The sequence below is a fragment of the Achromobacter veterisilvae genome (assembly GCF_900496975.1).
In the GTDB taxonomy this organism is placed as follows: domain Bacteria; phylum Pseudomonadota; class Gammaproteobacteria; order Burkholderiales; family Burkholderiaceae_B; genus Achromobacter; species Achromobacter veterisilvae.
The window spans coordinates 94,871-109,282 of sequence record NZ_UFQC01000015.1; the positions used below are offsets into that span (position 1 = coordinate 94,871).

At 68.8% G+C, this 14,412-nt stretch carries 14 protein-coding genes; 10 read left to right on the top strand and 4 right to left on the bottom strand.

Translation table 11 applies throughout. The features are described from left to right. The first annotated feature begins 5 nt into the window (after positions 1-5). Positions 6-1,736 (top strand): hydantoinase B/oxoprolinase family protein, encoded by a 1,731-nt coding sequence (locus AVE30378_RS15840; protein WP_129241832.1) that lies wholly within the window; start codon positions 6-8, stop codon positions 1,734-1,736. On the opposite strand, the gene AVE30378_RS15845 is transcribed toward AVE30378_RS15840, so the two are convergent. After that, positions 1,723-2,526, bottom strand: a complete 804-nt coding sequence (locus AVE30378_RS15845; protein WP_129241833.1) for a GntR family transcriptional regulator — start codon at positions 2,524-2,526, stop codon at positions 1,723-1,725. The two genes, AVE30378_RS15840 and AVE30378_RS15845, sit on opposite strands and share 14 nt — an antisense overlap. A gap of 236 nt (positions 2,527-2,762) precedes the next feature. Here AVE30378_RS15845 and AVE30378_RS15850 point away from each other — a divergent pair, with 236 nt between their 5' ends. The 9 genes from AVE30378_RS15850 to AVE30378_RS15890 are packed head-to-tail and all read left to right on the top strand — an operon-like array spanning position 2,763 to position 10,980. Beyond that, positions 2,763-3,791, top strand: coding sequence for an ABC transporter substrate-binding protein (locus tag AVE30378_RS15850; protein ID WP_129241834.1), 1,029 nt, complete (start codon positions 2,763-2,765; stop codon positions 3,789-3,791). A 12-nt stretch (positions 3,792-3,803) separates the two neighbouring features. After that, positions 3,804-4,865, top strand: coding sequence for an ABC transporter ATP-binding protein (locus AVE30378_RS15855; RefSeq protein ID WP_129241835.1), 1,062 nt, complete (start codon positions 3,804-3,806; stop codon positions 4,863-4,865). Further along, on the top strand, positions 4,862-5,728 hold the full coding sequence (locus AVE30378_RS15860; RefSeq protein ID WP_129241836.1) for an ABC transporter permease: 867 nt from the start codon (positions 4,862-4,864) through the stop codon (positions 5,726-5,728). Before AVE30378_RS15855 ends, AVE30378_RS15860 begins: the two co-directional genes overlap by 4 nt. A 1-nt stretch (position 5,729) precedes the next feature. Beyond that, positions 5,730-6,533, top strand: a complete 804-nt coding sequence (locus tag AVE30378_RS15865; RefSeq protein ID WP_129241837.1) for an ABC transporter permease — start codon at positions 5,730-5,732, stop codon at positions 6,531-6,533. After that, the gene (locus AVE30378_RS15870; protein WP_165360199.1) at positions 6,530-7,687 is read left to right on the top strand and encodes an NAD(P)/FAD-dependent oxidoreductase; all 1,158 of its coding nucleotides are present in this window, start codon (positions 6,530-6,532) and stop codon (positions 7,685-7,687) included. The genes AVE30378_RS15865 and AVE30378_RS15870 overlap by 4 nt, the downstream gene beginning before the upstream one ends. Next, positions 7,671-7,979 carry a (2Fe-2S)-binding protein gene (locus AVE30378_RS15875; protein WP_129241838.1) on the top strand — a complete coding sequence of 103 codons (309 nt, stop codon included), beginning with the start codon at positions 7,671-7,673 and terminating at the stop codon, positions 7,977-7,979. The genes AVE30378_RS15870 and AVE30378_RS15875 overlap by 17 nt, the downstream gene beginning before the upstream one ends. Then, entirely contained in the window at positions 7,976-9,418 is a 1,443-nt protein-coding gene (locus AVE30378_RS15880) for an FAD/NAD(P)-dependent oxidoreductase (RefSeq protein ID WP_129241839.1), read from the top strand. Before AVE30378_RS15875 ends, AVE30378_RS15880 begins: the two co-directional genes overlap by 4 nt. Before the next feature lie 15 nt (positions 9,419-9,433). After that, on the top strand, positions 9,434-10,597 hold the full coding sequence (locus AVE30378_RS15885; protein WP_129241840.1) for an NAD(P)/FAD-dependent oxidoreductase: 1,164 nt from the start codon (positions 9,434-9,436) through the stop codon (positions 10,595-10,597). Next, a complete protein-coding gene (locus AVE30378_RS15890; RefSeq protein ID WP_129241841.1) occupies positions 10,594-10,980 on the top strand; it encodes a RidA family protein in 387 nt (128 codons plus the stop codon). Before AVE30378_RS15885 ends, AVE30378_RS15890 begins: the two co-directional genes overlap by 4 nt. On the opposite strand, the gene AVE30378_RS15895 is transcribed toward AVE30378_RS15890, so the two are convergent. The 3 genes from AVE30378_RS15895 to AVE30378_RS15905 all read right to left on the bottom strand — a co-directional run bounded on the left by AVE30378_RS15895 (position 10,955) and on the right by AVE30378_RS15905 (position 14,403). Next, a complete protein-coding gene (locus AVE30378_RS15895) occupies positions 10,955-12,235 on the bottom strand; it encodes an amidohydrolase family protein (protein ID WP_129241842.1) in 1,281 nt (426 codons plus the stop codon). The genes AVE30378_RS15890 and AVE30378_RS15895 overlap by 26 nt on opposite strands. Positions 12,236-12,375: 140 nt before the next feature. Further along, entirely contained in the window at positions 12,376-13,326 is a 951-nt protein-coding gene (locus AVE30378_RS15900; protein ID WP_208742397.1) for an ABC transporter permease, read from the bottom strand. Between the two features lie 3 nt (positions 13,327-13,329). Beyond that, entirely contained in the window at positions 13,330-14,403 is a 1,074-nt protein-coding gene (locus tag AVE30378_RS15905) for an ABC transporter permease (RefSeq protein WP_129241844.1), read from the bottom strand. Positions 14,404-14,412 lie beyond the last annotated feature (9 nt).

A 14,412-nucleotide genomic window follows, 5' to 3' on the forward strand; every position in this document is an offset into this window, starting at 1 on the left:
CTTGCATGAACAAACCCAATAATCCCGGCGCCGCCGCCGCGCTGGCGGACCCCATCGGCATGGAGGTGTTCTGCAACCGCCTGCTGTCCATTACCGAGGACATGAACAACACGCTGGTGCGCGCATCGTTCTCGACCAACATCAAGGAACGCAAGGACTGCTCCGTGGCGCTGTTCGACGCCCAGGGCCGCCTGGTGGCCCAAGGCACGCAGATACCCTTGCACCTGGGTTCGCTGGACGGCGCGATGGGCGCGATCCTGCGCGCCTACCCCCTGGACCGGATCCGCGAGGGCGACGTCTTCATCTGCAACGACCCCTATCTGGCCGACGGCAGCCACCTGCCGGACATCAACGTCGTCACCCCGGTATTCTGGGACGGCGCGCTGCGCTTTTTCGCGGCCAATATCGCGCACCATTCCGACGTGGGCGGCGCGGTGCCGGGCTCGATCGCGGGCGGGCTGAAATCCATCTTCGAGGAGGGCATCCGCATTCCCGCCTGCCGCATCGCGAAGCACGGCGAAACGGACGAAGACATGCTGCGCCTGATCTGCGCCAACACCCGCGACCCCGAGGAGCGCGTGCTGGACCTGCGCGTACAGATGGCCACCAACCGGCGCGGCGCGGCCGCCGTGCAGGGTCTGATCCGCCAGATGGGCCTGGAGGCGGTGCTGCGTTCGGTGGACGACGTGATCGCCTATACGCGCCGCCGCCTGCTCAACCGGATCGCCGAATTGCGGCAGGGCAGCTATACCTTCCGCAGCGACCTGGACGACGACGGCATGGGCGGCGACCCCGTGCCCATCCAGGTGACGCTGACCGTCGGCCCGGACAACCTGCACTTCGATTTCGAAGGGTCGGGCAAGCAGGCGCGCGGCGCGATGAATCTGCCGTTCAATGCCTTGCGGGCCTGCGTGTACTACGCCGTGAAGGCCCTGCTGGATCCGGATCTGGCCCCCAACGCGGGCCTGTTCGATCCCATCTCCTTGTCCGCGCCCGTGGGCACCATCACCAACCCCGAGCATCCCGCGGCGGTGGGCGCGCGCTCCATTACGGCGCAGAAGGTGGCCGGCGCGATCTTCGGCGCCTTCCGCGGCCTGCTGCCGCCGGAGAAGATCATGGCGTCGAGCAACGATTGCTGCCCGGCGATCGTGTTCTCGGGCCGCTGGCGCGAGCGCGCCGGGCATTTCGTGTACCTGGAAACGCTGGGCGGCGGCGCCGGCGCGCGCCTGGATACCGACGGCATGGACGCGGTGCACGTGCACATGACCAACACGTCGAACCTGCCGGTGGAAGCGCTGGAAAACGAGTATCCGCTGCTGATGGACGAGTACGCGCTGATCCAGGATTCGGGCGGCGTGGGCCGCACGCGCGGCGGCATGGCGATCGCCAAGCAGATCCGCGCGGTGGGGCCGGGCATCGTGTTCTCGGCGCGCTCGGACAGCCACACGGTGGGCGTGGCGGCGGGCGTGGATGGCGGCGGCGATGGCAGGCGCGCGCGGCTCATCCGCAACTTCGGCACGCCGCAGGAAGAAGCGCTGTTTTCCAAGACCGCGAACATCGCGCTGGCGCCCGGAGAAAGCGTGCGCATCGAAACGCCCGGCGGCGGGGGATACGGCGTGCCCGCCGAACGCCCGCGGGCGCGCATCGAGCGGGACCTGGCGGACGGCAAGATCAGCGCGCAGGCGGCTCGCGCCGCCTATGGCGAGCGCGCCGCGGGGGACGTCACCCCACGTTGAGGGTCATGGAGTACTTCATTTTGTCGTGGGGGAACGTGGTGATGGTGGCCAGCAGCAGCACGCCGCCATCGCCGTAGTAGCGGCGCGTGATGACGAAGCCCGCCGTCCTGGGTTCGACCTGGAGCTGCCTGGCCATCGTTACGCCGATGGGCGTGGCGGAGAACTCCTGGTTGACCTCGGTGATGCGGTCGCCGAAGTGGTCTTCGATCAGGCGCAGCAGCGAGATGCGCGATTTGATTTCGACCCGCAGGTCCGAATGCGCGGGATCGGTGTAGATCAGCGTGCAGGCGGCCGCGGTGTCCTGGTCGTCCAGCGTTTTGATGGAGTTGATATGCAGCCAGGACAGGCCGGGTTCGCAGCCCAGCGTTTCGGCGAGCCGCTTGCCGAGCTTGATGGTGCGCACGTCCTGCACCAGCAGCGCGGCGTTGCGGGCGTACTGCAGCAGGTCGGGGAACTGCGAAATGCGTTGCGTGAAGCGGGTGCGGGCGCTGGCGGTCTCCACGCGTGTGCCCACGCCGGGGCGGCGCGAAACCATGCCCGCCACGGTCAGCATGCGGATCGCTTCGCGGATGGTGTGGCGGCTGGCGTTGAACTGGTCGCAAAGCTCGTGCTCGGTGGGCAGCAGCGTCATGACGGGGTAGCGGCCCGAGCGGATGTCCTGGGAAAGCGTTTGGTAAATGCTCTTGTAGCGGGGGCCGCCGGACGTGCCGCCGGGAGCCGGCGACTCCGGCTTGCCGTGCGCTTGCCGTGCTCCGCCGGGGCCGGCCGCGCGCTCGGAGGATCGGGTCATGGGGAGGCTCCTAGGATCGTTATATGGGGTTTGTACCGACAGTAACCCATTGACAAGGACATGTTGCCGGATTCATTATTTGTCCGGACATTCATGTACGGACAAATTGTACGCGGACATGAAGTCCAGGAACGTGGGAAGAGGAATTTTTGTGCCGCGCCGATCGCCCGGCCATTCCCGCGGATCTGGCGGCATTCGGCAGTTCTTGCAGTTTCTTCCAATATTCGGGGGTTCTCATGGGCAAGGTACTCGCAGTGCTAGCGGCGGCAACGGTGGCCGCCGGACTCAGCGCCAATGCGGAGGCGCAGAAGCTGGTGGTGGCCGGATACGGCGGCTCTTTCGAAGACATCATGCGCAAGGACATCTTCCCGCCCTTCGCCAAGCAGCACGGCGTCGAGCTGGACTATGTGGCCGGCAACTCCACCAACACGGTGGCGCGGCTGCAGGCGCAGAAAAGCAATCAGCAGATCGACGTGGCCATCATCGACGACGGCCCCATGTACCAGGCGATCGCGCTGGGCTTCTGCGAACCCATCAAGGGACTGCCGGCCGACGATATCTACGGCACGGCGCGCTACAAGGACGACAAGGCGGTGGCCATCGGCATCGTGGCGACCGGCATCATGTACAACAAGAAGGTCTTCGACGAAAAGAAGTGGGCGCCGCCCGCCTCGTGGAAGGACCTGAAGGATCCCAAGTACAAGAAGCAACTGGTGATCCCGCCGCTGAACAACACCTACGGCCTGCACGCGCTGGTGGAATACGCGCGCGAAGGCGGCGGCGGCGAAAAGAAGATCGATCCCGGCTTCGCCACCTTCAAGAACGAGGTCGGCCCGAACGTGCTGGTCTATGAACCCTCGCCGGGCAAGATGACGGAGCTGTTCTCCAGCGGCCAGGCGGTGATCTCGGTCTGGGGCAGCGGCCGCGTCAAGGCCTTCGCCGACACCGGATTCCCGGTGGGCTTCGTGTATCCGCAGGAAGGCGCCTACGCCCTGCTGTCGTCCGTCTGCCCGGTCGCCAAGTCCAATGCCAACCCGCTTGCCCAGGCCTTCGTGCAGTACCTGGTCTCTCCCGAGGTGCAGGAGAAGCTGGCGACCGCCTACGGCTACGGCCCGGTCAACAAGAAAGCCAAGGTCACCGACGATCCCCGCGTGCCGCTGCCTATCGGCAAGCGGGCCGCCGACCTGATCGTGATCGATTGGGACACGGTCAACCAGAATCGGGACGACTGGAACAAGCGCTGGACGCGGGAAATCGAGCGCTGAGGGCCGACATCCATGACCTACCTAGTGTTGAACCGCCTGAGCAAGCGCTACGGCGACACAGTCGCCGTGCAGGACTTGAGCCTGTCCGTGAACCGGGGCGAATTCATTTCGCTGCTGGGGCCGTCCGGCTGTGGCAAGACGACCACCCTGCAGATGATCGCGGGGTTTGTCGAGCCCACCGGCGGCAGCATCGTGCTGGACGGCAGGGACGTCAGCAAGGTGCCGGCCAACAAGCGCGGGCTGGGCATGGTGTTCCAGAACTATGCTCTGTTCCCGCACATGACCGCGGCCGAGAACGTGTCGTTCGGGCTGGAGATGCAGCGGGTCAGGAAGGACGAGCGCGAGGCGCGCGTGGCCGACGCGCTCAAGCTGGTGGGCCTGGAGCACCTGGCCGATCGCCATCCCGCGCGCATGTCCGGCGGCCAGCAGCAGCGCGTGGCGCTGGCGCGCGCGCTGGTCATCCGGCCCAGCGTGCTGCTGCTGGACGAACCGCTGTCCAACCTGGATGCCAAGCTGCGCGAGGAAATGCAACTGGAGCTGCGCAGCATCCAGCGCACGGTCGGCACCACCACCATCCTGGTGACGCACGACCAGTCCGAAGCGCTGGCGCTGTCGGACCGGATCGTGGTGATGAACCAGGGGCGCGTGGAACAGGTGGCCGAGCCCTTCCAGGCGTATGAAGGGCCGGCCAGCCAGTTCGTGGGCGGCTTCCTGGGCAAGGCCAACGTGTTCACGCCGCAGGCCGAACAGTACGGCGGCGAAACGCGCGCCCGCGTCGGCGAGGCGCACGTTTCGATGGAAGGGGCGCCCGTGCCGCGGGGCGCGGTGATCGTGCGCCCCGAAAAGATCCTGTTCTCCGAGCCGGCCGCCTGTGCCCTGCCCGGCCGCATGAAGACCCGCGTGTTCCAGGGCAACCACTGGCTGTGCCAGGTGGAAACCTCGGTGGGCGAAGTGATGGTGATCCGCCAGAACGACGGCGTGCCCGTGCCGGCCGAAGGCGAAACCGTGCACCTGCGCTGGCGCGCGCGGGACATGTGCGAGGTGGCTTCGGCGCCGCCAGGGCGGGCGCCATGAGCACGCGCGTCAATCCCTGGGTGCTGAGCACGCCGGCGCTGGCGGTATACGCCACTTTCCTGGTGGTGCCGATGGCGCTGGTGATCCTGATCAGCTTCTTCGATTTCCAGTTCTACGGCGGCATGCAGGCCACGTTCACGTGGAAGAACTACGTCGAGATCCTGTCCGACGGCTACTACTACGAGATCTACGCCCGCACCTTCGGCGTCGCCGCCGCCGTGACCGTGGCCTGTCTGGTGCTGGGCACGGCGGAGGCCTACGTGCTGTCGCGCATGGCCAACCCCTGGAAGGGACTGTTCCTGATGGTGGTGCTGGGGCCGCTGCTGATTTCGGTCGTCGTCCGCACGCTGGGCTGGGCGCTGCTGTTCGGTTCCACCGGGCTGATCAACAAGGTCTTGATGGGCATCGGGCTCATCTCCACGCCGGTCGACCTGATGTACAGCAACCTGGGCGTGGCCATCGCGCTCACGCACGTGCTGGTGCCCTTCATGGTGATTTCGGTGTGGGCGTCGCTGCAGCGGATCAACCCGTCGACGGAAGCGGCGGCGCTGTCGCTGGGCGCGACGCAGTTCACCGTGATCTGGCGGGTCGTCATCCCGCAGGTCATGCCGGGCATCCTGTCGGGCGCGATCATGGTGTTCGCGATGGCGGCCAGTTCCTTCGCCACGCCGGCCATCATCGGCGGGCGCCGCCTGAAGAACGTGGCCACCGCCGCCTACGACGAATTCCTGAACACCTTGAACTGGCCGCTGGGCGCGGCGCTGGCGGTGGTGCTGCTGCTGGCGACGGTCGTGGTGCTGCTGTCGGCCAACCGGATCATCGAGCGCAAGTACGGCGCGGTCTTCAATCAGGCGGGAGGCTGACATGCAGTTCAAGAACGGCCCCATCGGCCTGCTGTTCCACACGCTTTTCATCCTCTTCATCCTGGCGCCCATCGTCATGGTCTGCGCGGTGGCGTTCACGTCGGAAGGCTTCATCTCGCTGCCTTCGGGCGGCCTGTCGCTGCGCTGGTTCCGCGCCATCCTGGACAACCCGCGCTTCGTCGAGGCCTTCTGGTTCAGCCTGGGCCTGGGCACGCTGTCGGCCAGCCTGGCGATTGTGCTGGCCGTTCCCAGCGCGCTGGCGCTGGCCCGCAACCGCTTCCGCGGCCGCGAGGCGCTGGTGGCCTTCTTCCTGTCGCCGCTGATGATTCCGCACGTGGTGCTGGGCCTGGCCTTCCTGAAGTTCTTCACGACGGTGGACCTGGCGGGCACGTATGTGGGCCTGGTGGTGGCGCACGTGATCCTGATCATGCCCTACGCGCTGCGGCTGGTGCTGGCCTCGGCCACGGGCATCGACCCCGCGCTGGAACGCGCCGCGCAGTCGCTGGGCGCGTCCAACTGGACGGCCTTCCGGCGCGTGGTGCTGCCGCTGCTGCTGCCCGGCGTCGTCAGCGGCTGGGTGATCGCGTTCATCACGAGCTTCGACGAACTGACCATGTCCATCTTCATCGCATCGCCCTCCACGACCACGCTGCCGGTGCGCATCTTCCTGCATATCGAGGACACGATCGACCCGCTGGTGACCGCCGTGTCGGCCGTGCTGATCTACGTGACGATCATCGCCATATTCATCCTGGACCGCGTGGTCGGCCTGGAAAAGTTGTTTGTAGGAAAGGGACGCCAATGACGGACGAGAGAGAACTGGCGCCGCGCGCGCCCGCGCATCGCGGGATATACGACGCGGCGGTGATAGGCGGGGGGCTGGTCGGGTCGGCCGTCGCCTACGGCCTGCGGCGCGAGCTGGACCACGTGGCCGTGCTGGACGAAGGCGACGTGGCCTACCGGGCCTCGCGCGGGAACTTCGGGCTGGTCTGGGTGCAGAGCAAGGGCATGGGCCTGCCGCGCTACGGCGTGTGGACCATGACCTCGGCATCGGGCTGGCCCCGGCTGGCCGCGCAGTTGCTGGAAGAAACCGGGGTGGACGTGCACCTGGAACAGCGCGGCGGCCTGCATGCGCTGCTGAGCGACGAAGAACTGGAGGCCCGCGTCAAATTCATGCAGACCCTGCTGGCGCAGCCGGGCATGGCGAAGTACGACTGGAAGCTGCTCGACCGCGCCGAGGTGGCCGACCTGGTGCCGGGGATCGGCCCGGACGTGCGCGGCGCGACCTGGACGCCGGTGGACGGCATCGCCAATCCGCTCAAGCTGCTGCGCGCGCTGCACACGAGTTTTGCACAGCGGGTCGTGGATTACCTGCCGCGCCGTCCGGCGCAGCGCGTCCGCCAGCGCGACGGCGTGTTCGAGATCGAAACGCCGGCCGGCACGGTGCGCGCGCACAAGATCGTGCTGGCCTCGGGGCTGTCGAACAAGGAGCTGGGCGCGCAGGTGGGCCTGGACGTGCCGGTGCGCCCGCAGCGCGGCCAGATCGTGGTGCTGGAACGCACGCGCCGCATGCTCGAAACGCCATTGTCCACCTTGCGCCAGACCGACGAAGGCACCTGGCTGATCGGCGATTCGCAGGAAGAGGCGGGCTACGCGGACAATCAGGTGGGCCTGCCCATCCTGGGCACGCTGGCCGACCGCGCCGTGCGCACCCTGCCCGCGCTGCGCGAGGTGCGCGTGGTGCGTAGCTGGGCGGCGCTGCGCGTGATGTCCAAGGACGGCTTTCCCATCTATCAGCAATCCGAAACGTACCCGGGGGCATTCGTCGCCACCTGTCATAGCGGCGTGACGCTGGCCGCCGCGCACGCGCTCAATCTGGCGCCCATGATCGCCGCCGGCTCGCTGGCCGGCGACATGGCGCCCTTCTCGACCCGGAGGTTCCATGTTCAAGAGGCTTGACGAGGCGCAACGCCAGGCGCAGGGCGCGCCGGTGCGCGTAACGGTCAACGGGACCGAGCTGTTGTGCCGCCAGGGCGACAGCGTGGCCGCGGCGCTGTTCGCCGGCGGGGTGCAGGCCTGTCGCGATACGGCGGTCAAGGAAGTGCCCCGCGGACCCTATTGCATGATGGGCGTGTGCTACGACTGCCTGGTCACCATCGACGGCCAGGCGAACCAGCAGGGCTGCATGACGGCCGTGCGCGAGGGAATGAAGATCGAGCGCCAACTGGGCGCGCGCAAGGTGCAGGCATGATCGATACGACGCAATGCGATTTGCTGGTGGTGGGCGCGGGCCCGGCCGGACTGGCGGCGGCGACGCTGGCCGCGAAGCTGGGCGTGGACACGGTGCTGCTGGACGAGCAGCCGGCGCCGGGCGGCCAGATCTATCGCGCCATCACGACCACGCCCGTGACCGACCGCGCCATCCTGGGCGAAGACTACTGGCACGGCGCGTCGCTGGTGGCGCCCTTCCAGCAGTCCGGCGCGCGTTACGTGCCGGGCGCCACGGTGTGGGCGGTGGCCGAGCGCACCGCGCCGCAGCCTGAAAAGGGCTTCGAGGTGGCGTATTCCGTGGCGGGCGAGGCGCGCATCGTGCATGCGCGCCGGCTGCTGCTGGCCACCGGCGCCCAGGAACGCCCATTTCCCATTCCGGGCTGGACCCTGCCCGGCGTCATCACGGCCGGCGCCGCGCAGATTCTGCTGAAGTCGGCCGGCGTGGTGCCCGCCGACCGCACGGTGTTGGCGGGCAGCGGCCCGCTGCTGTACCTGGTGGCCTGGCAGTACCTGAACGCCGGGGTGAAGATCGACGCCCTGCTCGAGACCACGCCGCCCGGACGCATGGGCCAGGCGCTGCCCAAGATCTGGGGCTTCCTGCGCTCGCCATACCTGGGCAAAGGCCTGAAGCTGCTGCGCGCGGTCAAGGCCGCGGTGCCCATCACGCGCGGCGTGACGGCGCTGGAAGCCGTCGGCGACGGCAAGCTGCAAAGCGTGCGCTACACGGCTGGCGGCGTCACGAAGACGCTGCCCGCGGAGCAACTGATGCTGCACCAGGGCGTGGTGCCCAACGTGAACCTGTCGCGCGCCGTGGGCGCGGAGCACCGCTGGAACGAGGCGCTGGACTGTTGGGAGCCGCAGGTCGACGAATGGGGCCTGACCTCGGTGGATGGCATCGGCATGGCGGGCGACGGCGCGGGCATCGCGGGCGCGCTGGCGGCGGAACACCGCGGCCGCCTGGCGGGCTTGCAGGCCGCCCATTTGCTGGGCCGCATCGACGCGGCCGCGCGCGACCGCGAGGCCGCCGCGCCGCGCGAGGCGCTGGCCCGGGCGGTGCGGGGACGCGAGTTCTTCGACGCGCTCTACAAGGCGCCCGACGCCTTCCGGCGGCCCACCGGCGACACCATCGTGTGCCGTTGCGAGGAAGTCACCGCGGCGCAGGTGCGCGAGACGGTGAAGCTGGGATGCAGCGGGCCCAACCAGATGAAGGCCTTCCTGCGCTGCGGCATGGGGCCGTGCCAGGGCCGCTTCTGCGGGCTGACGGTGTCCGAGCTCATCGCCGAGGAACGCGGCGTGCCGACACCGGAGGTGGGCTATTACCGCCTGCGGTTCCCGACCAAGCCGCTGACGCTGGGAGAGCTGGCATCGCTGCCGCAGACGGACGATTCGCGGCAGGCCGTCGTCCGGCTGAAAAAGTAGACCGAAGGAGTAGACATGACCGGTGCCACGCGGTCGGCGGAAGTCATCATCATCGGCGGGGGGCTGCACGGCAGCTCGGCGGCGCTGCATCTGGCGCGCGCGGGGGTGCGGGCCCTGGTGATCGAGAAGAACTACGTGGGCCGGCACGCGTCGGGCGTGAACGCGGGCGGCGTGCGCACCCTGTCGCGGCATCTGGCCGAGGTGCCGCTGGCCCTGGCCTCGCGCGAACTCTGGTATAGCATCGGCGACCTGGTGGACGACGATTGCGGCTTCGAACAGCACGGGCAGGTGCGCGTCGCGGAGAACGCCGCGGACGCCGCGCTCCTGCGCGACCGCCTGCGGACCATGACCGGCCACGGCTATACCCACGAGCAGTGGATAAGTGCCGAAGACCTGCGGGACTTGATTCCGGCGCTGGCGCCGACCGTGCAGGGCGGGCTGATCGCGCGCGAGGACGCCGCGGCCGACCCCTACCGCACGACCCTGGCCTTCCGAATGAAGGCCGCCAGCCTGGGCGCTAGGTTCATGGAGGGCGTGCGCGTGCGTGAAGTCGCGCGCCGCGACGGCCAGTGGCGCGTGGAGACGGATGCGGGCGTGTACACCGCCCCGCAGGTGCTGAACTGCGCGGGCGCCTGGGCCGACCGCATCGCGGCGCAATGGGGCGAGCCGGTGCCGCTGACCGCCATCAGTCCCATGATGCTCGTGACGCTGCGCATGGACCATTTTCTGGACCCGGTGGTGCTGGGAACGGGCCGCGCCCTGTCGTTCAAGCAGCGCGCGAACGGCACGGTGCTGATCGGCGGCGGCCGGCGCGCCTGGGTGGACCGCGACGCGGAATGGACCGAGCTGGATTTCCGCTCGCTGGCCGAAGGCGCGCGCACGGTCTGCGACCTGTTCCCGCACATGCGGGATGCGGTCGTGAACCGGGGCTGGGCGGGCATCGAGGCGGCCATGCCGGACGAGATCCCCGTCATCGGCCGCAGCCGCCACCACGAGACCGCATTCCATGCCTTCGGGTTCTCGGCCCATGGCTTCGAACTGGGGCCTATCGTGGGCCGCATCATGGCCGACCTGATCACCGCCGGCGCGACGGACATGCCGATCGCGCCGTTCAGGATCGAACGTTTCACGGACGCCGCGCCGGGGTCCGATCCATCCGAAAAGGAGCAAGACGAATGACTGATATCGTGCGCAAGGATTCCAACCAGCGCCTGAGCCGCATCGTGATCCACGGCGATACGGTGTACGTGGCGGGAGTGACGTCGTCGGCGGCCGGAGGCATCGTCGGGCAGACCCGCGACGCGCTGGCGAAGATAGACGGTTATCTGGCGCAGGCGGGCACGGACAAGTCGCGCCTGCTGTCCGTGCAGATCTGGCTGAAGGACATCGACCGCGATTTCGCCGGCATGAACGCGGTGTGGGCCGAGTGGGCGCTGCCGCAGGCGATGCCCACCCGCGCCACCTGCGAGGCCAGGCTGGCCGCGCCGGAGCTGCTGGTGGAGATCATCGTGACGGCGGCGCGGCGCCCTGGCGCCGTCAGCGGGCCGGTGTCTGAAAGCTGACCTGGCCGGGACGTCCGGGCAGGTTCAGGGTGGCGGTGGCGGGCGGCGTGGTGGCGATCACGTTGCCGCCGCGCATCACCATCAGGCGGGTGGCGCGCAGACGCAGCGCTTCGACGGGATCGCGCGCCTGCAGCAGCACCAGGTCGGCGCGCTTGCCGACCGCCAGCCCGGTTTCGTCCAGCCCCAGGATCTGCGCGGGCGTGGCGGTCACCGCCGCGAAACAGGCGCGCATGGCGTCCTGGCCCGTCATCTGGGCGACGTGCAGGCCCATGTGCGCCACTTCCAGCATGTCGCCCGATCCCAGGCTGTACCACGGGTCCATCACGCAATCGTGGCCGAAGGCCACCGGCACGCCGGCCGCCAGCAGTTCGGGCACGCGCGTCATGCCGCGGCGCTTCGGATAGGTGTCGTGCCGGCCCTGCAGCGTGATGTTGATGAGCGGATTGGCGATGGCGGCCACGCCGGCCTCGCGTATCAGCGGAATCAGCTTGGACACGTAATAGTTGTCCATGGAGTGCATGGACGTCAGGTGCGAGCCCGTGACGCGGCCGTGCAGGCCCAGGCGCTGCGTATGGTAGGCCAGCGTCTCGATGTGGCGCGACAGCGGATCGTCGCTTTCGTCGCAGTGCATGTCCACGCGCAGGCCGCGCTCGGCAGCCAGTTCGCACAGGATGCGCACGGATTCGGCGCCGTCCTGCATGGTGCGTTCAAAGTGCGGAATGCCGCCCACCACGTCCACGCCCATGTCCAGCGCCCGCTTCAGGTTGTCCAGCGCGCCCGGCGCGCGCAGCACGCCGTCCTGCGGGAAGGCCACCAGTTGCAGGTCCAGATAGGGTTTGACCTTCTCGCGCACGTGCAGCAGCGCTTCGGTCGCCAACAGGCGCGGGTCGCACACGTCGACGTGCGAGCGGATGGCCAGCAGGCCGCGCGCCACCGCCCAGTCGCAGTACGCCAGCGCGCGCTCCACCAGCGCTTCCTGGGTCAAGAGCGGCTTCAGCTCGCCCCACAGCGCGATGCCTTCCAGCAAGGTGCCGGACTGGTTCACGCGCGGCAGGCCGAAGGACAGCGTGGAATCCATGTGGAAGTGCGCGTCCACGAAGGGCGGCGACACCAGTTGCCCCGCGGCATCGATGGTCTGGCCGGCCTCGGCCTTCAGCGCCGGCTCCAAGGCCACGATGCGGCCATTGGCGACGCCGATGTCGATGTCCTGGCGGCCGTCCGGCAGCGCGCAGTGTCTAAGAATCAGATCGAGCATGGGGTTCCCTGCGGGAGGTTTCAGTTGTTCATGGTACTGCCCAAGAAGCAGGCGCCCCACAAGCGGGGTCGCACGGAGCCGGCTCCGCCGGTCCGTAGCGACGCCCCTGGGGGAAGCGCGCAGCGCTTCGGGGGGGGCCTCTACCTTTCGCCCTTGCGGTACGGCTTCATCAGGGCCTGCGGGTAGGCGGCGCGGCGCGCCATCATCACCAAGGCCAGGATGGACAGGATGTACGGCAGCATCAAGTAGACCTGATAGGGCAGCTCCGGCAACCCCGGAAGCGCCGCTCCGCCCTGCTGCATGCGCAGTTGCAGTGCGTCGAAGAAGGCGAAGATCAGCGCGCCCAGTAAAGCCTTGCCGGGGCGCCACGAGGCGAACACCACCAGCGCCACGCAGACCCAGCCGCGGCCGTTGACCATGTTGAAGAAGAAGGCGTTGAACGCCGCCAGGGTCAGGAAGCTGCCGGCCACGCCCATCAGCGCCGAGCCGGCCACGATGGCGCCCATGCGCAGGCGCGTCACCGACAGGCCCTGGCCCTCGGCGGCGGCCGGGTTTTCGCCCACCATGCGGATCGCCAGGCCGACCGGCGTGCGGTTCAGCACCCAGGCGAGTATCGGCACCGCGGCCAGCGCGATCAGCGTCATGGGCGTCTGCCCCGCCAGCACCGGCCCGATGAGCGGGATGCCGGCGAGGAACTTCATTTCGGCGAACGGCACGATGGTGGGCGGCGTGTCCACGCTGGGGAAGGTGACGCGGTAGGCGAAGTAGCTCAGGCTGGTGGCGAGCAATGTCACGCCCAGCCCGGACACATGCTGCGACAGGCCCAGCGGCACGGTCAGCACCGCGTGCAGCAGGCCGAACACGGCGCCGGCCAGCGCCGCGGCCAGCACGCCCGCGTAGAGCGGCGCGCCCAGGTACACCACCAGCCAGCCGGTGAAGGCGCCGGCCACCATGATGCCTTCGATGCCCAGGTTCAGGACGCCGGCGCGCTCGCACAGCAGCACGCCCAGCGTGCCCAGTATCAGCGGCGTGGCCAGGCGCAGCACGGCGACCCAGAAGGCCGGGGAACTCATCAGATCCATCCATTCCATGATTCAGCCCCGGTTGTGGCGCAGGCGGTACTGCGCGAATAGCGTCGCGACCAGCATGGCGAGCAGCGAGGTGGCGACGATGACGTCGGCGATGTAGTTGGGGACGGCGATGGCGCGGCTCATGCTGTCCGCGCCCACCAGCATGCCGGCCACGAAGAGGCTGGCCAGGATCACGCCCAGCGGGTGCAGGCCGGCCAGCATGGCGACGACCACGCCGGTGTAGCCATAGCCCGGCGACATGTCCAGGGTGACGTAGCCGGTGCGGCCCGCCACCTCGATGGCCCCGGCCAGGCCGGCCAGCGCGCCGGACAGCATGGCGGTGCCCAGCATGACGCGGTTCACGGGCAGGCCCAGGAAGCGCGAGGCGTGCGCGTTGGCGCCCACGGCGCGCATCTGGAAGCCGAACACGGTGTAGCGGTTCAAGAGCCACAGGCCCAGCGCCAGGCCGGCGGCCCACAGCAGGCCGGTGTGGGCGCGCGTGCGTTCGATCAGCTTGCCCAGTTCCAGGTCGCCGTTGAGCGCCACGGATTGCGGCCAGCCCATGGCCATCGGATCCTTCATCGGGCCGTCGAGCATCATGGACACGAACAGCAGCACGATGAAGTTGCCCAGCAGGGTCGTGACCACTTCGTCCACGCCCAGGCGGGTCTTCAGCAGCGCGGGGATGAGCAGCAGCAAGGCGCCCGCCAGCGCGGCCGCCAGCATCATGCCCGCGAACAGCGCGGGCACCGGCAGGTCGAAGCCGGTGCCGTCGTGCAGCCCGCCCACGGCGACCGCCGCCAGCGCGCCCAGGTACAGTTGGCCTTCGGCGCCGATGTTGTAGAAGCGGGCGCGGAACGCCACGGCGCAGGCCAGTCCCGTCAGCATCAGCGGAGTGGCGCGCGTGAGCGTTTCCGACAGGGCGAAGCGCGAGCCGAACGCGCCCTCGAACAGCAGCGCGTAGGTGCGGCCCACGGGCGCGCCGGCCCAGGCCACCAGCACGGTGCAGACCGCCAGCGTGAAGAGGATGGCCGCGATGGGGGCCAGGGCCAGCGCCAGCCGGCTGGGCTCGGGGCGGCGTTCCAGGATCAGTTTCATGCGAACAAT